This window comes from Streptomyces sp. NPDC102406, from assembly GCF_044765725.1.
Classification (GTDB): domain Bacteria; phylum Actinomycetota; class Actinomycetes; order Streptomycetales; family Streptomycetaceae; genus Streptomyces.
In genome coordinates this window covers 314,753-335,941 of the sequence record NZ_JBIWKP010000002.1, presented here as the reverse complement: position 1 = coordinate 335,941, position 21,189 = coordinate 314,753, and the positions used below count along the sequence as shown (strand labels likewise).

Sequence of the window (21,189 nt, the reverse complement as noted above, 5' to 3'; positions counted from 1 at the left end):
TCGAGGATCACCGAGGGTGTCCCGCGAAGGGCCGAAGTCGAAGCCGGGCGATCTCGTCCTGGAAGTGACGAGCCAGAAGCACCGGGCCTGGAAGCGAGAGGCCTAGAAGTAATGGGCGCGGCCACCCACCTTGCGACCGGTGGCGCCGAGGACCCACAGGAGTACGCCGACGACGGCGAGGATGCCGCCGATCGTGGTCAGCAGCGAGATGCCGGCGAGTAGGCCGATGACCAGCAGGATGACACCGAGGACAATCATGGACTTTCCTATCGTCGGTTGTGTTGTGCCGTGTTGTGTCGTGATCTCGCGACTTTGAGGTTGCGCTGTGTTCGTTTCCGTGTGCCCCGCTCCTGACGGCCCATGCTTCAGCACTTCCTACGACCGATTTTCTCCCTGGCGAGCGATCAGAAATCTATGTCGGCGGGAGTAGACATTGGGTGGTGCGGTGGCTATGGTTTCTCTCGTAACGGTGCGGTCGTGGAGTTCCGAAGCCAGGGTTGTCGCAGGACGGTGACGGGACTGACCACCGCACTGGGTGGCCCGCAGTGATCAGGGGCCACCGTCAGCAGTACGTAGTTCCCGCATCGCAAGATCAGATCGCAAGACCAGATCGCAAGAACCAGAGGGAAAGAACGGAGGAGCAGGCGCCATCAGGATCGCCCGGGCAGGGAAAGGTGAGCCCGGGTACCGCAGGACATCGATAGTGAGGTGGTCTCCGGTCACGCAACCGCGATCCCCGCACCCCCGACGCAGTTCAGGCCGGGGCGGCGGAAACAACAGGCCGACGCAGGACCGAAGTCGGCAGATGGTGTGACAGTTCCTTCGGGGCCCGGGTGCAGAGATCGCACCCGGGCCCCTCGACACGTGTGACAGAGAGGTGTGATGACCGCGGACGACAGACTCGAGCGTCTCGACGATGACGACTACCCCGCCTACACCATGGGCCGCGCCGCCGACCTGCTGGGCACCACCCAAGGATTCCTGCGCGCCCTGGGTGAGCACCGCCTCATCACGCCGCTGCGTTCGGCCGGCGGCCACCGCCGCTACTCCCGCTACCAGTTGCGTATCGCCGCCCGCGCCCGCGAACTCGTCGACCAGGGCACACCCATCGAGGCCGCCTGCCGCATCATCGTCCTTGAGGACCAGCTCGAAGAGGCTCAACGCCTCAACGCCGCATACCGCCGCGGCGACGTAGCGCCGACCACGCCGACCACCTCGCCGCGCTCGGCCGCCTCCGCCACCCTTTCCGTGAGCTCGGCGCGATAACGGGCCGGACATCACGCACCCCGGTCGGCCCGGTCCGTGGCGAACCCGCGCAGTGGATACTGGCAGCCCTTCACGCAGCCACGGATGAGGAGCTCGAACAGTGACCAGCGACCATCGCACAGGGCCGCCCAAGTTCGGCAGCGAACGCGACATGCTGCGGGCTTACCTCGACTACCACCGCGCGACTCTCGCCATGAAGTGCGAGGGGCTCACCGACGAGGAACTGCGGCAGCAGTCGATGCCACCGTCCACGCTGTCACTGCTCGGCCTGGTGCGGCACATGGCGGAGGTGGAACGGGCCTGGTTCCGCCGGGTGTTCGAGGACAACGACGCACCCATGGTCTGGTCCGACGAGATCGACTTCCAGGCGGCCTACGACGCGAGCGAGTCGACCCGGGACGAGGCGTTCAAGGCCTGGGAGGCCGAGGTGGAGACCTCGCGCCGCATCGAGCGGGAAGCCACATCTCTGGATCAGGCCGGGTATCAGCCGAGGTGGGGCGAGGAGGTCTCGCTGCGCATGGTGATGATGCACGTGCTCCTGGAGTACGGCCGCCACAACGGGCACGCCGACTTCCTGCGCGAAGGCGTCGACGGAACCGTCGGCGCCTGAGCCTGAGCCTGAGCCTGGACTTGGGCGCCGACGCGACCTGCTGACCGGTCGCTGGGCTGCATCACGTACCGTCGCCCGGACCTGCCGGCGCCGAACGGTTCCTCAGGCGGGCGGCGAGGGGCAGTCGCTGGTCGAGGGAGTTGCTGCGGATCCGTTCGAGGACGGGTCCGCCGACGTTCGTGAGCGTGACGGTTATACCGACCAGGTGCAATGCCTGGCAGATGCCGAGCAGGGTGTAGAGGCTGGCATTGTCGCAGTGGGTGACGCCGGTGAGGTCGAGCAGCAGGTGCGCGGGCCGCTCGCGCCGCACGGCCAGACCGGCGACCGCTTCGCGTAACTCGGCGGAGGTGAGCGCGTCGAGTTCCCCGGTGAGCGCGACGACGGAGACATGCGCTCCGGTCGGCTGATGCGGCCGGATCAGCAGGCGGGGTGCGGATTCTGGCATGGCGGATCCCTTGCGCCTGAGGCCCCGCCTCACTGCCGAAGCGGGTACCGACAGGCGGAAGATACCCGCGTGGACCTGGCAGAACCTGGCCGCAGGACCGAGGCATCACGCGGTACGGCGGGAATCGGAGCCGCAGGCTGCACCTGCCGGTACGGAATCAGACAAGCGTGCTGGGGGTGCAGTCCCCTGGTCGTCTCCGTACGGGTCGGCAGTGGCCCGTTCCTCCCGTGGTCAGTGCTTGCGTCGGCCGGTGACTCGGCTGCGACGCGACAGCCATGCGCCCACCGCGCCCAGCAGCAGGGCGACGCCGCCCAGAAGCGCCGCGCGGGGTGTGCCCGTGTCCGCCAGCTCCCCGTCGCCCGGTGCGGCGGAGGAGGACGAAGCCGAGGGAGTGGCGTCGCCGGTGGGAAGGGGGGTCGGCGAACCGGTCGGTGTCGGCGTGCCCGACCTGGTGGGCGTGGGCGTGGGCGTGGGCGTGGGTGTGGGCGTGGGCGTCGGTGTCGGTGTCGTTGTCAGTGTGGGAGTCGGTGTGGGGTCTGGGACGACGGATGTCGTGACGCAGGAATGGTTGTCCGCGGTCTGCGTCTCCCGGCTTCCGGTGTACACGTCGGCACAGTTCTCGATCTCGGTGCCGTCCGGGACATCGGCGTGGGCGCGAACCGTCACGGTGAAGGTCTGTGTCTCGCCGGGCGCCAGGGTGTGCAGGGGGCAGGTGAGGGTCGCACCGCTGGGCGGGCACTGCGAGGGGAGCTTCACGATGTCGAGGTGGAGGGAGTCGGTGTTGTCCTCGACCGTGACGTCGACCGCGTCCGAGGGCCCTTCGTTGGTGACGGTGAAGGTGTACTTGTAGGTGCCGTCCGCGTCGACCCGGGCCGGGCCGGACTTCTTCAGCACGACGTTGGCGAGGGTCTGGGCGATCGTGATGGTGCGGGCCTGCGCGCTTTGCGCGTCGCTGCTGGTGGCGGTGGAATCGTTGACGATGTTCGTGCCGTCCGAGGTGTCCGGCCGGACGCGTACCGGGATGCGGTAGGTGGCCGATGCGCCGGGCGCGAGGTCGGTGCCGCTGCCGCCGCAGGTGAGCGCCGCGCCGTCGACGGCGCAGCCGTCCGGTGCCCGGCCGTCGAGAGTGAGGTGCGCGTCCAGTCTGTCGGTGACCGTCACGTCGTGAGCGGTCTCGTCGCCGTTGTTGGTCACCACGAGCGTGTAGACGGCGGTGTCGCCCACGGTGAGCGGGTCCGGGGAGACCGTCTTCTCCAACTGCAACGGTCCGGCCGCCCGCGTCCCGGCCGTCTGAGGGGCGGACGGCGCGGCGGCCGAGGCGGCCTGCGGCAGCGCTGCCGCGCCGAGCAGCGCCATCGCCGACAACGTTCTGACCGCCCGTCGGGAAGGCCGAGGACCACTGACCGAAGGCCCATGAGCTTCACTTCTTCGCATCATGCGAGGAGTAAAAGGGATGTTTTAAAAGGATTATCCGATCTGCATTCCCGGGTCGTGAAACGCACCCCAATGGCGGAACGGGATGCCAGGTGTTGCGCGCCCCCGGCCGCTCGGGAGCACAGTCATGGCCGCACAAGCACGCATGAACGTCGCAGCGCTGGACGGGCCCGGCGTCATGGTCGCGGCCCCGATGTGCAACGAGCACCTGGCGTACGAGCACGGGGACTTCCGCGACCGCAACCGCCCGGACTCCCGGACCCGCAGGCCCTCGCCCTGTCGGGCCTGGCCGCCCTGCTCCTGCCGATCCTCCCGTACGCCGCCGAGATGGTCGCCCTGCGCGATCTGCCCGCGCCCGTCTTCGGCACGCCGATGAGCCTCGAACCCGCCGTCGGGGCCCTCGTCGGCTTCGTCCTCCTGGCCGAACAGCCCTCGTGGGTCCAGGCGTTGGGCTCCGCGTTGGTCACCACCGCGGGCATGGGAGCGGTGTGCAGCGGGGCCCGCCAGCCGACCGCGCGACCACGCGCCGAGAGCGCCGGCCCGGCCTGCGAACCGTCCAGGAAAACCGTTGGGCTGTCGGACCCGCCTCGGGCATGATCAACCGGTGGACACCTTCCTGGAGACCGAGCGTCTCGTCCTGCGCCGCTTCACCGCCGCCGACGCGGACCTGTTGATCGAGCTGGACAGCGATCCGGCGGTCATGCGCTTCCTCAGCGGCGGCGAGCCGACCGCGCCGGAGGACGTCCGCAAACGCGATCTGCCGAGCATCCTCGCCGGTTACGAGAAGTGGGGCGGCCGGCTCGGCGTGTTCGCCGCGTACGAGAGGAACGGCGGCGCGTTCATCGGCTGGTTCCTCCTGCGCCCCGAGTCGGAGGGTCCGCTGGACGAGGCCGAACTCGGTTACCGCCTGCGGCAGGCGGCCTGGGGGAAGGGCTACGCCACCGAGGGCTCGCGGGCGTTGCTCGCCAAGGCGTTCACGGAGTTCGGGCTACGGATGGTGTGGGCCGAGACGATGTCCGTGAACCGCAGTTCGCGCCACGTCATGGAGAAGCTCGACATGACGCTCAGGCAGTCCGTCCCGGTCCCCGACGACATGCGGATGGTCGAGGGCTCGGAACTCGGCGGCGTGCGGTACGAGATCACCGGGGAGCAGTGGGAGAGGCGCCGACCTGGCGCCGAATGACCCGGAGCGGCACGAAGCTCTGTTCAGCGGGCCCCGAGCAGCCGTGCCGGCTGTGTGAGTCCGTCGATGCTCGCCCGCCCCGGGGAGGTCCGACGCGCGGAGGGCGGGGGCGGGGTCCTCGACGGGGCGAGCGGCGCTTCCTGCGCCGGGGTCAGCGGTCAAACGCGGTTGTTCGCGTTGCGGCGGCGCACCGCCACCAGGACGCCGCCGCCGACGGCCGGCAGAGCGGCGGCAGCACCGGCGATCGCGGTCGCGTTGCCACCACCCGTCTGGGCCAGGTCGCCGTCGGCTGCCGGGACGTTCGACGTGGTGGCGGGCGCGGCGGGGGCGCTGGACGTGGCCGGGCCCGAGCCGTCCGCCGCGGGGGTCGAGGTGGCGGGAGCGGGTGCGTCCACGGGCGGCGTCGAGGCGGACGGGCTCGGCGAACTCCCGCTCTCGGCGGTGTAGTCGCGACGCCGCAGCTCAGCGGCGACGCCGACGCCGGGACACCCCTCGCAGCCACCGCTTGAGCGCCGTCAGCCGGGGATACTTGTCCTGCATCTCCCGGGAGCGCAGGTCCAGTTCCTCCACCAGGCGCGCGGACCGCTTCTCGACGTCCATCTCGTCCAGGATCCGGTCCGCCTCCGCGAGCAGCGCCCCGTGCAGTTGCCACTGGTCAGGGTTGTCCCGCACCAGGTCGAGCAGCATGGCGGCGACCTGGTCGCGGCTCTTGCGTCCGGCGGCCAGCTCCTCGGTGAGCCGGGACTCGGCGTCCTCCGCGTTGGCGCTGACCTGCGAGGTGATCAGCACGGCGAACGCCTGGAAGGCACCGCCGATGTGCGTGTACATCTCCTGGAGCGCGGAGGCGATGTGCGCGGGGAAGAGCGGTTCGCCCGCCCGCGCCTTGGCGAGGTCGGTGAGGGTCCTGGAGGACACCCGCAGTACGACGGAACAGATCTCCAGCGTGTCGAGACCGGTGCGCAGCACGACCCGGGAGAGCAGTCCCTCCTTGACCCGGGGATTGAGCCGCAGGCTGTCCTCTGCCTGCCGCAGCGCGGCGTCGACGTCGGCGATGTCGTTGTCGAGACGGCGTGCCTCGTACAGTTTCGTCGCGGCCTCCTCGACCGAGACGGGCTCGGGGAGCTGGTCGTGCATACGGCCCGTCAGGCGGCACATCCGGGTGGACAGGTCGAGCAGCGACTCGCTCGCCGACGACACCCACACCGGGGGCACGAACAACGTGTTGAAGAGCAGACCGACGATCGCGCCGATCAGCGTCTCCAGCACTCTGTCCCAGGCCGCCCCCGCCGCCTGGGTGACGCCGAGGACGAGCATGGCGCTGATCGCGACTTCGACGAGAAAGTCACCCGCTTTGACGAACCGTCCGATGGTGAGCGCGGCCAGGATGATCAGACCGAGGCTCCACCAGGTGAGCCCGACCAGCGCACTGAAGCCGATGGCGATGAGCACGCCGGCCACGACGGCGTTCACCCGGCTGATGCCGGTCCGGATGGTCGCGTACAGGGTGACCTGGACGACGAGAAGGGCGGTCAGCGGGGCCGTCAGGGGGACGGGCTCGCTGCTGAGTCTGAGGGCGACGACGTAGGAGATGACGGCCGCGGCGGTGGAGCGCACCGTCTGCACCACGGCCGGTTCCTTGCCACGCTTGACGAGACTGAGAAGTGGATCAGTTGCTTCACGCACGGGTGTGCCTATTCCCCCCAAAACGATCACGGACACCCAGGTCGCATCCTGCCGACGGGGGACGAGGCGGTGCGCGATAGTGGAACCCATGCGTCTGCTGCTGATCTCGGACACCCATCTGCCGAAGCGCGCGAAGGAACTGCCCGCGGAGCTGATGGAGCGGCTGCCGCTCGCCGATGTGGTCGTGCACGCGGGCGACTGGGTGGACACCGCCACCCTGGATCTGCTGGAGTCCCGCTCCCGGCGGCTGATCGGCGTCCACGGCAACAACGACGGGCCCGAGCTGCGGGCGCGGCTGCCGGAAGTGGCCCGGGCGGAGCTCGACGGGCTGCGCCTCGGGGTCGTCCACGAGACGGGCGCGGCCCAGGGGCGGGAGCGCCGCTGCGCCGAACGGTTTCCGGACCTCGACGTCCTGGTGTTCGGGCACAGCCACATTCCCTGGGACACGACGGCTCCGGGCGGGCCGCGGTTGCTGAACCCGGGATCGCCGACCGACCGGCGCCGCCAGCCGTACTGCACGTACATGACGGCCGACGTGGAGGGCGGGCGGCTGACCGAGGTGGCACTGCACAGGCTGCCCCGCCGGACGGCCTGAAACCCCGGCAGAGGGCGGAAGTTTCTGATGCCGACCGGAAAGATCAGTGCGTCCTGGACGCCGGAGAGCTGGACGAGCGGGGACCGGCAGGGACGCGAAAGCGCCCTGACCTGACGTCGACGGGCGCTGTGAGCTGGGCCTTTGACGGCCCGTCGGCTTCCGTCTCGCGATGCGGCGCCGCGAAAAGTTTCGGCGTAGGGCGCGAGACTTGTGAGAAGTATTGACGCCGTTCACCGCGTCCCTATCATCAAGTTGCTCGATACTCCGACCTTTGTTCGCTATTTCGAACGATTCTTTCTTCTGTCATGCACCCGTCATTCCCGCTCGGTGAGGTCGGCCGCAACCGTCCCCTCACACCCGAAGGAGACCCATGCACAGTGGAAGTCCCATCCACAGGGAAAGTTTCAGCCGCAGGCATCTGTCTGTGATGCTCGTCGCCGCGCTCGCCGCCTTGGCCGCTCTGGCGGCGATGCTCGTCGCCCAGCCGGCCCAGGCGGCCAGCAGCGGGCCCCTGCGCGGTGTCGGTTCGAACCGGTGCCTCGACGTGCTCGGCGCCAGTGAGGCCGACGGTACGTACCTCCAGCTCCACGACTGTTGGAGCGGCGGCACCAATCAGCAGTGGACGGCGACGGACAGCAACCAGTTGACCGTGTACGGCACCAAGTGCCTGGATGTTCCCGGCCACGCCACCACGGCCGGCACCCGGGTGCAGATCTGGACCTGTTCCGGCGGTGCGAACCAGCAGTGGCGGCTGAACTCCGACGGGACGATCGTCGGTGTCGAGTCCGGGCTGTGCCTGGAAGCCGCGGGAGCCGGTACGGCCAACGGCACAGCGGTGCAACTCTGGACATGCAACGGCGGCAGCAACCAGAAGTGGACCGGCCTCTCCGTGACGCCGCCGACGGGCGGCACGTGTGCCCTCCCGTCGACCTACCGCTGGTCGTCGTCAGGTGTGCTGGCACAGCCGGCGAACGGGTGGGCCGCCGTGAAGGACTTCACCACCGTGACCCACAACGGCAAACACCTGGTCTACGCGTCGAACGTGTCCGGATCGTCGTACGGCTCGATGATGTTCGGTCCCTTCACCAACTGGTCGGACATGGCGTCGACCGGCCAGACGGGGATGAGTCAGGCCGCGGTGGCGCCCACGCTGTTCTACTTCGCGCCCAAGAACATCTGGGTGCTGGCCTACCAGTGGGGTGCGTCGCCCTTCGTCTACCGCACGTCGAGCGACCCCACCAACCCCAACGGCTGGTCCTCTCCGCAGCCGCTGTTCACCGGAAGCATCTCCGGCTCGGACACCGGTCCCATCGACCAGACCCTGATCGCCGACGGCCAGAACATGTATCTGTTCTTCGCGGGTGACAACGGCAAGATCTACCGCGCGAGCATGCCGATCGGGAACTTCCCGGGCAACTTCGGCTCGTCCTACACGACCGTCATGAGCGACACGAAGGCCAACCTCTTCGAGGCCGTGCAGGTCTACAAGGTGCAGGGCCAGAACCAGTACCTCATGATCGTCGAGGCGATGGGCGCGAGCGGGCGCTACTTCCGCTCCTTCACGGCCTCCAGCCTCAGCGGCACCTGGACCCCGCAGGCCACCAGCGAGAGCAACCCCTTCGCGGGCAAGGCCAACAGCGGCGCCACCTGGACCAACGACATCAGCCACGGTGACCTGGTCCGCAACAACCCCGACCAGACCATGACCATCGACCCCTGCAACCTCCAGTTCCTCTACCAGGGCAAGAACCCCAACGCGGGCGGCGACTACAACAAACTGCCGTGGCGGCCGGGTCTGCTGACCCTGCAACGCTGACCCGGCCGATGCGCGGCACAGACGCTCGCGTCTGCTGACCGAGGCCTGCCGCGTCGAGGAACCCCGGCCGTACGGCGGCCGGGGTTCCTTCGGCGTCGGTCATGGGAGCGGGTCGGGGGTGGGCAGGGTGAGTGCCGAGTGCGCCGGCCGGGCCGGAGCGGTGGGCATCGTGACCAACGTACGCAGCATGGTGTCGCGTTGTTCCAGGGCTCGCGCCGTGACGGGGAAGAGCGTGGCCGCACCGTTGTCGACCAGTGCCTGGTTCATGGACACGAATGGGCGGACATCGTGCTCGTAGGCGGTGAAGGCCGTCGTGTGGTCCCGGTGCGTGGCGAGGGCGTGGGCGAGCATGTAGCCGCCGACGAGGGCCAGGCTCGATCCCTGCCCGGTGAGGAACGAGGGTGCGTACGCGGCGTCGCCGACGAGCGCGACGCGGCCGTCGGACCAGCGGGGCATGCGGATCTGACCCGCGGTGTCGAAGAACAGGTCATCGGCGTCGTGCATGGCGTCGATCATGCCGGGGACCTCCCATCCCGCGTCCGCGAAGGTCGTCGCGACCACATCCCGCTGGGCGTCGGGTGTGCGCAGGGTGTCGAACGGCGGTGTCGGCCGGTGGAAGGTCAGGAAGGCGTGCAGCTCGTCGGTGTCACCGACGGCGTAGAGGGCCGCGGCCCTCCCCGGGGTGTTCCACATCATGAGTTCGCGGGAGAGCCCCAGGGTGTTGGGCATGGTGAAGATGGCGAAGCAGTAGCCGAGGTGACGGTGGAACTGCTTCTCGGGGCCGAACGACCGGTCCCGGGTGGCGGAGTGCATGCCGTCGGCGCCGACCACCACGTCGAACGTGCGTTGTCGGCCGCTGCGGAACGTGATGTCGACTCCTCGTCCGGACTGGTCGAGGGTGTCGACGCAGTCGTCGAAGAGGAATTCCACGTCGTCGCGGACCGTCGCGTAGAGGGACGCGGTCAGATCCCCGCGCCGCACCTCCAGGTCATGCCCCTCGACGCTGCCGGCGACAGCGCTCGGGCTGACCGCGGCCAGGACGCTGCCATCGGCGTCGAGGAACGTGCAGCGACGCGAGTCGATGTGCGCCTCCCGCAGTCGCGGCAGGATTCCCATGCGCCGGACCACCTCGACCGCGGTGCCGCGGATGTCGATCGGGTAGCCGCCGTCGCGCGGGGCGCCTGCCTTCTCCACGACAGTGACCGCCCATCCGGATCGATGCAGCCAATACGCCAGCGCGGGACCGGAGATGCCCGCTCCGGAGATCAGCACCCTGCGCTTCTCGGGAGTGCGTACGTTCCTCAACGGTTCGACAGGTGTCATGCCTGGATTCCCTTCTTCGTGGAGCGGACGACGAGCAGGGACAGGGCGGCGACGAGACCGGCGACGGCGAAACCCGTGACGAAGGCCGATTCGCTGGGCAGGCCCGTCGCCGGGTCGGTTCCGGAGTCGAGGATCGCGGCGGCGATTTGGGCGCCGACGGCGACGCCGATCACGCGGGTCACCACGAGCAGGCTGGTGGCGATGCCGATGTCGCCGCTCTCCACGGCGTCGGCGGTGCGGGTGAGCAGCGCCGTCGCGGCGACACCCGCGGCGATCGCGGCCGGCACCTTCGCGAGGGCGAGCTGCCATGCGGCGGTGTGCAGCGACACCAGGACGATCATCGTGGTCACGGTGACGACGGCGCCCACGACGAGCACGGCACGCAGGCCGAGACGCCGCGCCACGACGCCGCCGACCGCATCGCTCGCGGCTCCCGCGACGGCGCCCGGCAGCAGGAACAGGCCGATGTCGGTGGTGTCGAGTCCGAAGCCGTGTCCGGCGCCCGGTATCGCGAACATCTGCGGGAGCAGGAAGCCCACCATCCCGAAGCTGGTGACGATGACGAAGGTGAGGACGCACGAGTGCCAGAGCGCGGGCTTCGCCAGCATGCGCAGATCGACCATCGGCGAGACGGCCCGGCGTTCGACGGCGACCCATCCGGCGACGAGGACGGCCAGGACCGTCACGAGGGCACCGATCGCGAACGGCGGCAGGCCGGCGCCCGTCACCCGCACGAGCCCGAGCATGAACACGAGCAGTGTGCCGCTCAGCAGAAGGGCGCCGGGCCAGTCGATCCTCGTGGCCGACGGGATCGGCGGGTCGTGGGGCAGCAACCGCGTCACGACCGACGTCATCGCGATGATCACGATGGTCGGCAGCGCGAACATCCACCGCCACGACAGTGCTTCCTCGATCGGCCCGGCGAACAGTGTTCCCACCATGCCGCCGCCCGTGAACAGCGCCATGACCAGCCCTATCGCCAGCCGTGACTCCCTGGGCGGGAGGTTCTTTCGTACCAGGATGAAGGAGAGGGGCAGCGCGCCCACCATGAGGCCCTGGACCACCTGACCGAGCAGCAGAACGGGGAAGTTCGGCGCCAGGGCGGCCAGCAGACCGCCGGCCGCGACCAGGGCCATCAGCCGGACCAGCACCCGCTTTCCGCCGTAGCGGTCGCCGAGTGTGCCCGCGACGGGTGCGACGACCGCACCGGCGACGAGGAGAGCATTGCCGATGAGCGCCCCCTCGCCGCGACTGACGCCCAACTCGCTTTGCAGCAAAGGTAATGCGGGCTCCACCACTGATTGGAGGGTGCCGAGGGAGAGCGCCAGGAAGCCGAGGGCGCCGATCGACAGTCTCCCGATACGGACAGGGGACACTACAGGTGCGGACATGGACGTCCTTTCGTCTTTGGGTACGTCGTCTCTGGTCACACGTTCGTGCGCGGACGTGTTTCAGCGATGTGGCTCGTTCACAGGTGTGGGTCGCGCGCTTCGATGTCGCGCACCTCGAAGGGCCTCAGCTCGGCCGACGCGGTGACAGGGGCGCGTCGACCGCCGGTTCAGGTGTGAGTGAGGAACGCGCTACGGACGATCGGTGCCGCTGTCGGGTGCGGCGGCTCGGGCGAGCCCCGTCCGGTAGGCGATGACGACGAGTTGCGCCCGGTCGCGGGCCTCCAGCTTCGTCATGGCGCGCTGCACATGGGCGCGGACGGTGAAGGGGCTGAGAAACATGTGCGCGGCGATCTCCTGGTTGGACAGGCCGGTCGCGACCAACGCCACCATCTCGCGTTCGCGCGGGGTGAGCAGCGCGAGCCGTTCGGAGTGGTGCGGCGGGGCGACATCCGGTGTGGCCAGGAAGCGGGCGACCAGGGAACGCGTCGCGGCGGGGGACAGCAGGGTGTCGCCGTCGGCGATCGTCCGCACGGCGCCCAGCAGCTCCTCGGCCCCGATGCCCTTGCCGATGAAGCCCCCGGCCCCCGCGCGCAGCGCTTGGGCGACGTACTCGTCGGTCTCGTACGTGGTGAGGATCAGGATGCGGCTGGCGCGCAGGTCCGGGTCCGCGCAGATCTCCGACGTGGCGGTGAGGCCGTCCACCTCGGGCATCCGGATGTCCATGATCACCACGTCCGGGCGCAGCTCCCGGGTGAGGCGTACCGCCTCCCTGCCGTCGCCTGCCTCGCCGACCACGGTGATGTCGTCGGCGGATTCGAGAAGCATGCGGAAGGCACCGCGCAGCAGCGCTTGGTCGTCCGCGAGCAGTACCCGGAGCGTCACCGCGCATCCCCGCCTTCCGTGTCACGCGTCGGCGTACCGCCCGGTGTCCGGGCCTCGACACCTGCTGCGCCGTCATCCCCTCGCGGCTTTTCCTTGGCCGGTGGGAGGGGCAGTTGCGCGGAGACCTGGAAGCCGCCTTGCGGACGGTTGCCCGCGTCGAGGCGTCCCCCGACGGCGGAGGCACGTTCACGCATGCCGATCAGTCCGTATCCCGGTGGCCTGCCCGGCGCCTGGGAAGCGTCCACTCCCGTCCGGTCGCCCCTTCCGTCGTCGGCGACGGTGATGGTCACGCGATCGCGGTTCCAGACGAGGCGCACCAGGGCGCTTCCGGCAGCGGCGTGCTTGGTCACGTTGGTCAACGCCTCCTGGACGATGCGGTAGGCGGTGAGGTCGACACCCGGGGGCAGCGGCCGGGACGTGCCTTCCTGATGAATCGTCACATCCAGGCCCGCGCGGTGGAAGGAGTCGAGCAGCGCGGGAAGCCGTGAGAGGCCGGGTGCCGGTTCCGCGGACGTGGCCGCGTCGCCGCTCTGACGCAACAGGCCGACCGTGGCCCGCAGTTCGTCGAGTGCGTGACCGGTTGTCTCGACCAGCTCTCGCAGACTCGTGCGGGCCTGCTCCGGGCGGGTGTCGAAGAGATGCGCGGCGACCGTGGCCTGTGCGTTGGCCAGGGTGATCTGGTGGGCCACCAGGTCGTGCAACTCCCGTGCGATACGCACCCGTTCCTCCGCCACCCTCCTCCGCGCCTCACTGTCCCGACTGGTCTCGGCCCGCCGGGCCCGCTCCTCCACCGCCGCGAGGTAGGCCCGCCGGTTCCGCACCGAGTGCCCCAGCACGCCCGCCATCAGCGGGAACGCCGCCACCGCTCCCATCCTGCTCGCGTCCTGCCACGACAGCCCCCCGGACGTAGGGACGGCGGCGACCAGCAGCACCGCGGAGGCGACCGCCACCGCGCCCGCCGCAAGCCGTTCGGAACGGGCGCCACGGGAGCAGGAGTAGGCGGCGATCACGGCGGGGGCCACGATGAGTGGACTGAGCAGGAGCCCTACCGGCTGCACCAGTACGCCGCTCGCGGTCGTGGCCACCAGGGCGGCCAGGGGGGTCCGGCGCCGCACCGGCAGCACGGCGCAGGACACCACGGCGATGACGTAGGCGGCCGGGGGAGGCGGCGAGAAGGTGTCGTCGACCTGCACCACACCGCCCAGCAGGCAGAGCGCGAACGCCGTCGCGGTGATCGCTGCCTCACGCCACCACCAGCGGCGTGACCGGAGGTCGGCGGTACCCGTGTTCGTCATGACCGGCTCGATCCCGTCCGGCGGGAAGGCGTCGCGCCGCTGCGTCCGGCGCGGTCATGGAGGGCGGAGCAGGCCCGTTCAGGGCCGCACCCTCGATATCCACCTTCGGCCTTCGGCAGCACGCGGTTCAGGATACGGGGCAGCCACCAGGCCCGTCGGTGGAGGAGCGCCAGGACGCCCGGCCATAGAGCGGCAGCGGTGACGGCCGACACCAGGGCCCCCGGCCCCGGGCCGCACGCGAGGCGACGGCGCCGAAACGCCCACCATCTGATCCGGTAGAGAGTCGCCACCTGTTGATCACTCCAGACGCCGTTGCGGGAGGGGATGTTGCGTGAACGGATGCGTGCGCGGGGTCGATGTGCGCACCTCCCACACTTCCCCCCGGCGCCCCGCCGGGCATCGTCCACCGCAGCCGTCTTCCGCTGGTGCACCCGGACCAGCCGCGTGGAAGTCCTGGTGCCCACGCACTACATGCCGGGCTCCAGGCCTTGTCGACCTGGTGACGAAACCGGGTGGGGCCGGCCGACTCCGCCGGATAGGTTGTCGATCCATGGATCGACGCCCGCTGAAGCTCGTGGCCGACGTATCACTCATGCTTGTCGGCGCCCTGCTGGGTATTGCCACCAACTACGCGACCGGGACGGACCACGCGCCGCTGGTGCTGCGGCTGTTGCGGGACTGGTCGGTGCCGCTGGTCGGTGTCGCCCTGGTGCTGCTCGTCGGAGGCCAGATCGCGTTGCACTTCCTCGACCGGCCGACTCCGGTACGTCGCGAGTGGAACCGGGCCCAACCGCCCTACCCGGGGCTCGAAGCGTTCGGGGAGGACGACGCGGCCGTCTTCTTCGGCCGGGACCAGGAGATCGCCGAGCTGGTCGGGCGGCTCCACCCGGCCGTGCCGGGGCGGGCACGGCGGTTCGTCACCGTGGTCGGGCCCTCGGGCAGCGGCAAGTCGTCACTGGTACGCGCCGGACTGCTGCCGGCGCTGGCCCGGCGCCGGAGCCGCTGGACGGTCGCGGCGCCGTTCTCGCCCGGCACCGATCCGGTCGGCACCCTCGGGCAGCGGCTGTCCGCCCTGCCCGGCGAAGGACCGGCCCTGGTGGTGGTCGACCAACTGGAGGAGCTGTTCACGCTGTGCGGCCGCCAGGAGCGCGAGGCGTTCCTGGACGCCGTACGCGACGCACTGCGCCGCGAGCCGCGGCTGTGGATGGTGGCCACCTTGCGCTCCGACTTCCTCACCGACTTCCTGGAGTCCGGGTTCGCCGAGTTGGTGCGCGAGCCGACCCTCGTCGGCGCGCTCGGCCGGGACGCGCTGCACGAGGTCATCGAACGGCCCGCCGAGCAGGCCGGGCTGACCTTCGCGCCGGGCGTCGTGGCCCGCATGGTCGACGAGTGCGGCGGGGGCGACGCGTTGCCGCTGCTCGCCTACACCCTCCAAGAGCTGTACCGGCGCGCCGGAGGAAGCGGCGGGACCGTGAGCGAGGAGGCGTACCGCACGCTCGGCGGTGTCGCCGGAGCCCTGACCGAACAAGCCGACCGGATCACCGCCGAGCTCGCGTCGGCGCCCGTGATCGAGACACTGTTGCGGTTCGTCACCGTCGAGCACAACGAGGCCACCCGCCGGCGGGTCCACCGCGGCGACCTCACCGCGCAGGAGCGGGAGATCGCCGACGCCTTCGTCGCCGGACGCCTGCTCACCAGCGACGGCGACATCCTGGACGTGGCCCACGAAGCGTTGTTCCGCCAGTGGGCTCCGCTGCGCCAAGCCGTCGTCGCCCGCGCCGAGGAGTTGCGACGCCGTACCGAGGTGGAGCGCTGGGCTCAGGACTGGGACCGGGCGGGGCGTCAGGACGGGTATCTCCTCGCCGGTGAGCGGCTGTCCGTCGCCCGGCGGTGGAGGGCGGAGTCCGCCCGGACGATCGGCACGACGCCCCTGATCGACGCGTTCGTGGACCGCTCGCTGCGGGCCGACCGCACCACGCTGCGACGTGTCGCGGACGCGGTCGCCGTCCGGGCCCTCGAACGTCTCGACAGGGAGCCGGAAGCCGCGGTCCTCGCCGTTCTGGCGGCGGTCGAGGAGTGCGCGGCCACCTCCGGAGCGGTCCAGGCTCTGCACACGGCCCTGGGGGCGGTGCGCCTGCGAGCGGTGCTGCGCGGCTTCGAAAGAGGGACCTCAGGGGTGGCCTGGTCACCGGACGGGCGGCAACTCGCGGTGTCGAGCGACGACGGCACCGTCCGCGTGTGGCGGCCGGACCGTGACGACCGGCCGACCGTGCTCACCGGAGACGGCGCGGAGATGTACGGCGTGGCCTGGTCGCCCGACGGCCGCGAACTGGCGGCTGCCTGCCGGGACGGCACGGTCCGCGTCCGGTCCACGGACACCTGGACCGAGTCGGCTGTCCTTCGCCACGATGCGGCGACCGGCGGGCGCGAGGAAGGCGTCGGCGCCGTGGCCTGGTCACCCGACGGCAGACACCTCGCGTCCACCGGCAGCGACTGCGCCGTGCGGCTCTGGGACGCCGACACCTACGCCGCGTGCGCGGTGCTGCGCGGGCACCGGCGCATGGTCTGGAGCGTCACCTGGTCGCCCGACGGGTCACACGTGGCCGCCGGCGGTGAGGACGGCGTGGTCCGGGTCTGGTCGGTGGCCACCGGAGCCGTCGTCGCCGAACTCACCGACCAGCAGGGCAACATCGAGTCGGTCCAGTGGTCCCCGGACGGTCATCGGCTCGCCTCGGCCTGCGACGACGGGACTCTACGTGTCCGGGACACCGGCAACTGGGAGACGGTCTGGGAACACCGTGCGGAGGTCATCAACTCCCTCGCCTGGTCCCCGGACAGCACACGTCTCGCCGGTGGCGACGCGGACCGCACGGCCCACGTGTGGAATCTGGCGGACACGGGAGGCGGGTCAGCCAGACCAGAGGGCGAGATCCGGCTCATCGGCCATGTCGACACCCTCTACAGCATCTCCTGGTCCCCCGACGGCCGGCAGGTGGCCACAGCCTCCCGCGACCGCACGGCCGCGGTCTGGGACGTCACCGAACCCACCCATGTCCTCGCCGTCCACGACGCCGCCGTCCTCCGCGTGGTCTGGTCGCCCGACGGGACGCACGTCGCGACCGCCTCCGAGGACGGTTCCGTGCGCATCCGGAACGTCACCACCGGCCGCACGACCGGCGGTTGGCCCGCCGACGGAGTGACCGACGTGGCCTGGTCCCCTGACGGCGACCGCCTGGTCATCGCCCTGCGCGACGGGACCGCGGTGGTGCGGCGGACGGACGGCGGCGACACCCTCGCCCTGACGGGACACACGGAGGAACTGTCCCACGTCTCGTGGTCCCCCGACGGCACACGCATAGCCACTGGCTCCCGCGACGGCACGGCCCGCGTCTGGGACGCCGTCACCGGTGCGACCGTCCACCTCCTGCGGGGGCACCGGGACTGGGTCGCCGGTACGGCCTGGTCACCGGAGAGCCGCTACCTCGCGACATCCAGCACCGACCGCACCGCCGTCGTCTGGGACACCACCGACGGCACCGCCGTCACCACTCTGCGCGGGCACCTGGACTATGTGTGGAAGGTCCACTGGTCGCCCGACGGCCGACGCCTCGCCACCTGCTCCCGTGACCGCACGATCCGCCTGTGGAACCCGTTGGAGGGCGCCGAACTCGCTGTCCTGACCGGTCACGAGGACCGGGTCCAGAACCTGGCCTGGTCACCCGACGGGACCAGGATCGCGTCCGTCTCCCGGGACCACACGGTGCGGCTCTGGGACCCCGGCACCGGTGTCCAGGCCGCCGTACTCGGCTTCCACGCCGACTGGGTGAACGGCCTGGCCTGGCACCCGGACGGCACCCGCCTGGCCACCGCCTCCCACGACCGGACGGTCCGCGTGTGGACGCTGGCCGATCATGACGTCCAGAGCCTGCTCGGCCGCGCCCGCAGAGGAGTCTTCCGGGAACTCACCGCCCAGGAGCGCCGCACCTTCCTGCTTCCGGACGGGCGTTGAACGTACTACGGCAGCCGGGTCGAGCCGCCGCAGCGCGAGCAGCCCGCCGGCTCCCGGGACGACGGACAGGGCTTTGGCGACGGCGGTGGCCCCCTGAAGCCGCCAGGTCGCGACGACGACGAACAGGTAGGCACAACCGTGGGTCGGGCCCATCAGGGAGGAGACGGGCTTGAGGTGGACGGTGAACAGGTTGGCCAGCAGGACGATCAGCGAGATCAGCTCGGCGTGAGCGGCGGTACGCAGAAGGCGCGGCGGTCGTGGACGCACGGTCACACCCCCGTGGTGGAGCCGGGACGGATGATCATGAGGACGGTGACCGTGGCCCACAGCAGGTTGAAGACGCCGGTCAGCATGGCGAGACGCCCCGGTGGGGGAGACGGCGCAGGCGACGGCGCGACGGGGCCCGCCGCCGCGGTCAGCGCACGGTCCTGAGCGGGCAGGATCAGCAGGGCAAGGACACCGGCGGCGGTCGCAGTCAGCAGGATCGAGAGGATCAGCCAGGTATCGCCGAGGACGCCGAGGCTGCCGGCCGTGGCGAGGCCGAAGAGGGGAACGGCGATGCCGACGCCCGCGTAGACCCGGCAGATGCGGTGCAGTGTCCGCAGGGTCGTTCGGGCGTCGCCGTCGCTGTGGTCGGCACCGAGGGCGCGGCGCAGTGTCGCGGGGAACATGCTCGCGGCGACGGTGACCGGGCCGACGGCGATGATGGCGGCCAGGACGTGGAGGGACAGAAGCACCTTGGTCATGCCCGGCGCTCCGCGGCGGCCCGGCGCTCGCCGGTGACCTTCGAGGCCGGAAGGCGGCCGGCCTTGGAGGTGCCCCGGAGGGTGTCGCCGTCGACCGTCACGTCGAACGCCAGGTTCAGCCGTACGGGCTTGGTGATGGCCTGCTTCCAGGTGAGCCGGTCACCGTTGAGGACGATGTCGCTGAGGGGAACGACCTCACCGGCCCCGTGGGCGGTGCCGGTCAGATTGCCGTGCCGCTCGCGGAGTTCGACCACGGCCTCGGTCGTGCCGATGGGGGTGGAGACGGACAGGTTCCAGGTGCCTTCGACGGACATGCTGATGTATTTCCTGACTGTGCAAGGAGGGGTGGTGAGCCACAGGCCCGCGAAGGGCCGCGGGTTCAGAGGGCGGTGGGCGTCGGACCTTGGGCGCGCCAGACGGTGCCGCGCCGCTCGTGGGCGAAGAGTTCCTCGACGGCGTGCGCGACACGGGGACCCACTTCGCGTTCCAGCAGATACAGGCCCACGTCCAGTCCGGAGGTGACGGCGGCGCCCGTGATCAGGTCCCCGTCGTCCACGACGCGGGCGCGGACCACGTGGGCGCCGGTGGCGTCCAGCATGGCGAGGCCCAGGTGGTGGGTGGTGGCGTGGCGTCCTTCCAGCAGGCCCGCCATGGCCAGGACGAGCGAGCCCCCGCAGACGGTGGCGACCGTGATGCCCGGGTCGTTCATCGCCTGTTCCAGGAGTGCGGGGAGCCGGGTGGTCAGTGTGCGGCCCAGCAACACCGGTACGGACTCGTCCCGCTGCCCCGCGCCGGGACCGACCCCTTCCTCCGGAACGTCGTCGGGTCCGCCCACGCGGCCGGAGGCGCCGGGGAGCAGAAGCACGTCGGCGCGTTCCAGGTCGACAGCGCCGGTGGCACGCAGTGTCATTCCGCCGGTCCCGCTGGGCACGTCGCGCGGGCCCTCCGCGGAGACCAGCTCGACGCTCACCGCACCGCCCGACGCCGAGCCGCCGGCGTACAGGACCTCATAAGGAGCGACGGCATCGAGCGGGTCGAAGCCGTCGAACAGGACAACCTGGATGTGCATGGGTGTTCCTTCGTGGGCGGGCGCTCTCCAACGGACACTCCGCAGTCAACCGGCTCCCACCAAGATCGCCCAGTGGCACTAGTGCCAGCTTTCAACGGGATAACGCCAAGGCCCGTCGGAAGCCTCGGGCCTGCGGCGACAGCACGCCGGACGAAATCCCGGGGCTGAGCATCGGAGCGGTGGAGAGGTAGATTCTGGCCATGCACACCGTCGCCGTTCTCGCACTGGACCAGGTGATCCCGTTCGACCTGTCCACCCCGATCGAGGTCTTCTCCCGGACCCGCCTGCCCGACGGCCGGCCCGGCTACCAGGTCCGCGTGTGCGCCGAGCGCGACGAGATCGACGCCGGAGCCTTCACCCTGCGCGCCCCCTGGGGGCTTGAGAGCCTGCCGGACGCGGACACGATCATCGTGCCGGGCGTCGCCGACGTCACCGCCCCGCTCCCTCCCGCCGTGCGTGGCGCCCTGCGGTCGGCCGCTGCCGACGGCACCCGCATCGCCTCCATCTGCGCGGGCACCTTCCCCCTGGCCGCAACCAGACTCCTCGACGGACTGCGCGCCACGACCCACTGGAGCGCGGCCGGGCTGCTCGCCGCCACCTACCCAGACATCGACGTCGACCCGGATGTCCTCTACGTCGACAACGGCCAGTTCCTCACCTCCGCCGGTGCGGCCGCGGGCCTGGACCTGTGCCTCCACATGATCCGCCGCGACTACGGCTCGGCCGTCGCCGCCGACGCCGCCCGCCTGTCGGTGATGCCCCTCGAACGGGAGGGCGGTCAGGCGCAGTTCATCGTCTACGACCATGCCCCCACACCGCACGGCCGTGAGCTGGAGACGCTGCTCGACTGGCTACGGGAGAACCTGGCCCGCGACCTCACCCTCGCCGACATCGCGAAGCAGGCCGGGACCAGCACCCGAACCCTGATCCGGCGCTTCAGCGACCAGACCGGCACCACCCCGCTCCAATGGCTCCACCGAGCCCGCATCCGCCAGGCCCAGCACCTCCTCGAAACCACGGGGCACTCCGTCGAACGCATCGGCAGCCAGGTCGGCTTCGGCTCACCCACCGCCTTCCGGGACCGCTTCAAACGCACCACCGGGGTCAGCCCGCGGACATACCGACGCACGTTCAGTTGAAGCGCTGCCTCGACGCCACCGCCACCGCCACGTCCTCGTATTGAGGACGAACCGACGGCCGACCGGACGTCCGGTGGACAAGATGAGCCTGGCCCCGGGCGAGACACCGCCGACGACCCCGATCGCCTCAAACAAGAGGGCGACACCACGCACTTCTCCCTCGACCTGCGCCAACAAGGCGACCGGCTGTGCGGGTCGGGCCTGGCAGTGGGCGCGACCACGGACTTGACGGTGTGCGAGGCGCCGGCCGCCGGGGCGGTTCACGATCGCGGGGGAAGAGTGAGCGTGCGGAGTATCCGCTGG

Annotated in this window: 20 protein-coding genes; 8 read left to right on the top strand and 12 right to left on the bottom strand. The window is 70.5% G+C overall.

Annotated elements, in window-relative coordinates; all coding sequences use genetic code 11:
- Nucleotides 1-102: 102 nt before the first annotated feature.
- Complete coding sequence (locus tag ACIRF8_RS09980) at nucleotides 103-258, bottom strand: hypothetical protein (RefSeq protein WP_404212872.1); 156 nt, start codon at nucleotides 256-258, stop codon at nucleotides 103-105.
- A gap of 624 nt (nucleotides 259-882) precedes the next feature.
- Here ACIRF8_RS09980 and ACIRF8_RS09975 point away from each other — a divergent pair.
- Both ACIRF8_RS09975 and ACIRF8_RS09970 read left to right on the top strand, forming a co-directional pair.
- Nucleotides 883-1,266, top strand: a complete 384-nt coding sequence (locus tag ACIRF8_RS09975) for a MerR family transcriptional regulator (RefSeq protein WP_404212871.1) — start codon at nucleotides 883-885, stop codon at nucleotides 1,264-1,266.
- Between the two features lie 100 nt (nucleotides 1,267-1,366).
- Nucleotides 1,367-1,876 (top strand): DinB family protein, encoded by a 510-nt coding sequence (locus ACIRF8_RS09970; protein ID WP_404212869.1) that lies wholly within the window; start codon nucleotides 1,367-1,369, stop codon nucleotides 1,874-1,876.
- A 61-nt stretch (nucleotides 1,877-1,937) separates the two neighbouring features.
- Here ACIRF8_RS09970 and ACIRF8_RS09965 read toward each other — a convergent pair whose 3' ends face one another.
- Both ACIRF8_RS09965 and ACIRF8_RS09960 read right to left on the bottom strand, forming a co-directional pair.
- Nucleotides 1,938-2,321 carry an STAS domain-containing protein gene (locus ACIRF8_RS09965; RefSeq protein ID WP_404212867.1) on the bottom strand — a complete coding sequence of 128 codons (384 nt, stop codon included), beginning with the start codon at nucleotides 2,319-2,321 and terminating at the stop codon, nucleotides 1,938-1,940.
- 231 nt (nucleotides 2,322-2,552) lie between these two features.
- A complete protein-coding gene (locus ACIRF8_RS09960; protein WP_404212866.1) occupies nucleotides 2,553-3,677 on the bottom strand; it encodes a hypothetical protein in 1,125 nt (374 codons plus the stop codon).
- A gap of 273 nt (nucleotides 3,678-3,950) precedes the next feature.
- Here ACIRF8_RS09960 and ACIRF8_RS09955 point away from each other — a divergent pair, with 273 nt between their 5' ends.
- A complete protein-coding gene (locus ACIRF8_RS09955) occupies nucleotides 3,951-4,352 on the top strand; it encodes an EamA family transporter (RefSeq protein WP_404212864.1) in 402 nt (133 codons plus the stop codon).
- 7 nt (nucleotides 4,353-4,359) lie between these two features.
- Nucleotides 4,360-4,938 (top strand): GNAT family N-acetyltransferase, encoded by a 579-nt coding sequence (locus ACIRF8_RS09950; protein WP_404212862.1) that lies wholly within the window; start codon nucleotides 4,360-4,362, stop codon nucleotides 4,936-4,938.
- Between the two features lie 158 nt (nucleotides 4,939-5,096).
- Here ACIRF8_RS09950 and ACIRF8_RS09945 read toward each other — a convergent pair whose 3' ends face one another.
- The gene (locus ACIRF8_RS09945) at nucleotides 5,097-5,333 is read right to left on the bottom strand and encodes an LAETG motif-containing sortase-dependent surface protein (protein WP_404212860.1); all 237 of its coding nucleotides are present in this window, start codon (nucleotides 5,331-5,333) and stop codon (nucleotides 5,097-5,099) included.
- A 67-nt stretch (nucleotides 5,334-5,400) separates the two neighbouring features.
- Entirely contained in the window at nucleotides 5,401-6,621 is a 1,221-nt protein-coding gene (locus ACIRF8_RS09940) for an aromatic acid exporter family protein (RefSeq protein ID WP_404212858.1), read from the bottom strand.
- 88 nt (nucleotides 6,622-6,709) lie between these two features.
- Between ACIRF8_RS09940 and ACIRF8_RS09935 the strand changes: the two genes are divergently transcribed.
- Complete coding sequence (locus ACIRF8_RS09935) at nucleotides 6,710-7,216, top strand: metallophosphoesterase family protein (protein ID WP_404212856.1); 507 nt, start codon at nucleotides 6,710-6,712, stop codon at nucleotides 7,214-7,216.
- 388 nt (nucleotides 7,217-7,604) lie between these two features.
- Nucleotides 7,605-9,032 carry a non-reducing end alpha-L-arabinofuranosidase family hydrolase gene (locus ACIRF8_RS09930; protein ID WP_404214242.1) on the top strand — a complete coding sequence of 476 codons (1,428 nt, stop codon included), beginning with the start codon at nucleotides 7,605-7,607 and terminating at the stop codon, nucleotides 9,030-9,032.
- A 99-nt stretch (nucleotides 9,033-9,131) separates the two neighbouring features.
- Here ACIRF8_RS09930 and ACIRF8_RS09925 read toward each other — a convergent pair whose 3' ends face one another.
- The 4 genes from ACIRF8_RS09925 to ACIRF8_RS09910 form a co-directional block, all read right to left on the bottom strand.
- On the bottom strand, nucleotides 9,132-10,355 hold the full coding sequence (locus ACIRF8_RS09925; RefSeq protein ID WP_404212854.1) for an FAD-dependent monooxygenase: 1,224 nt from the start codon (nucleotides 10,353-10,355) through the stop codon (nucleotides 9,132-9,134).
- Entirely contained in the window at nucleotides 10,352-11,746 is a 1,395-nt protein-coding gene (locus ACIRF8_RS09920; RefSeq protein WP_404212852.1) for an MFS transporter, read from the bottom strand. Before ACIRF8_RS09920 ends, ACIRF8_RS09925 begins: the two co-directional genes overlap by 4 nt.
- 189 nt (nucleotides 11,747-11,935) lie before the next feature.
- Complete coding sequence (locus ACIRF8_RS09915; protein ID WP_404212851.1) at nucleotides 11,936-12,628, bottom strand: response regulator; 693 nt, start codon at nucleotides 12,626-12,628, stop codon at nucleotides 11,936-11,938.
- A complete protein-coding gene (locus ACIRF8_RS09910; protein WP_404212849.1) occupies nucleotides 12,625-13,923 on the bottom strand; it encodes a sensor histidine kinase in 1,299 nt (432 codons plus the stop codon). The genes ACIRF8_RS09915 and ACIRF8_RS09910 overlap by 4 nt, the downstream gene beginning before the upstream one ends.
- Nucleotides 13,924-14,497: 574 nt before the next feature.
- Here ACIRF8_RS09910 and ACIRF8_RS09905 point away from each other — a divergent pair.
- Nucleotides 14,498-17,932: an NACHT and WD repeat domain-containing protein gene (locus tag ACIRF8_RS09905; protein ID WP_404212847.1), complete on the top strand. Its 3,435-nt coding sequence runs from the start codon at nucleotides 14,498-14,500 to the stop codon at nucleotides 17,930-17,932.
- 269 nt (nucleotides 17,933-18,201) lie between these two features.
- Here the strand turns inward: ACIRF8_RS09905 and ACIRF8_RS09900 are convergent, their stop codons facing one another.
- From ACIRF8_RS09900 to ACIRF8_RS09890, 3 genes are all read right to left on the bottom strand, one after another.
- Nucleotides 18,202-18,678, bottom strand: coding sequence for a hypothetical protein (locus ACIRF8_RS09900; RefSeq protein ID WP_404212845.1), 477 nt, complete (start codon nucleotides 18,676-18,678; stop codon nucleotides 18,202-18,204).
- On the bottom strand, nucleotides 18,675-18,992 hold the full coding sequence (locus ACIRF8_RS09895) for a hypothetical protein (RefSeq protein ID WP_404212843.1): 318 nt from the start codon (nucleotides 18,990-18,992) through the stop codon (nucleotides 18,675-18,677). The genes ACIRF8_RS09900 and ACIRF8_RS09895 overlap by 4 nt, the downstream gene beginning before the upstream one ends.
- 65 nt (nucleotides 18,993-19,057) lie before the next feature.
- Entirely contained in the window at nucleotides 19,058-19,747 is a 690-nt protein-coding gene (locus ACIRF8_RS09890; RefSeq protein WP_404212841.1) for a DJ-1/PfpI family protein, read from the bottom strand.
- Nucleotides 19,748-19,947: 200 nt separating this feature from the next.
- Here ACIRF8_RS09890 and ACIRF8_RS09885 point away from each other — a divergent pair, with 200 nt between their 5' ends.
- Nucleotides 19,948-20,886: a GlxA family transcriptional regulator gene (locus ACIRF8_RS09885; protein WP_404212839.1), complete on the top strand. Its 939-nt coding sequence runs from the start codon at nucleotides 19,948-19,950 to the stop codon at nucleotides 20,884-20,886.
- The last annotated feature ends 303 nt before the right edge of the window (nucleotides 20,887-21,189 follow it).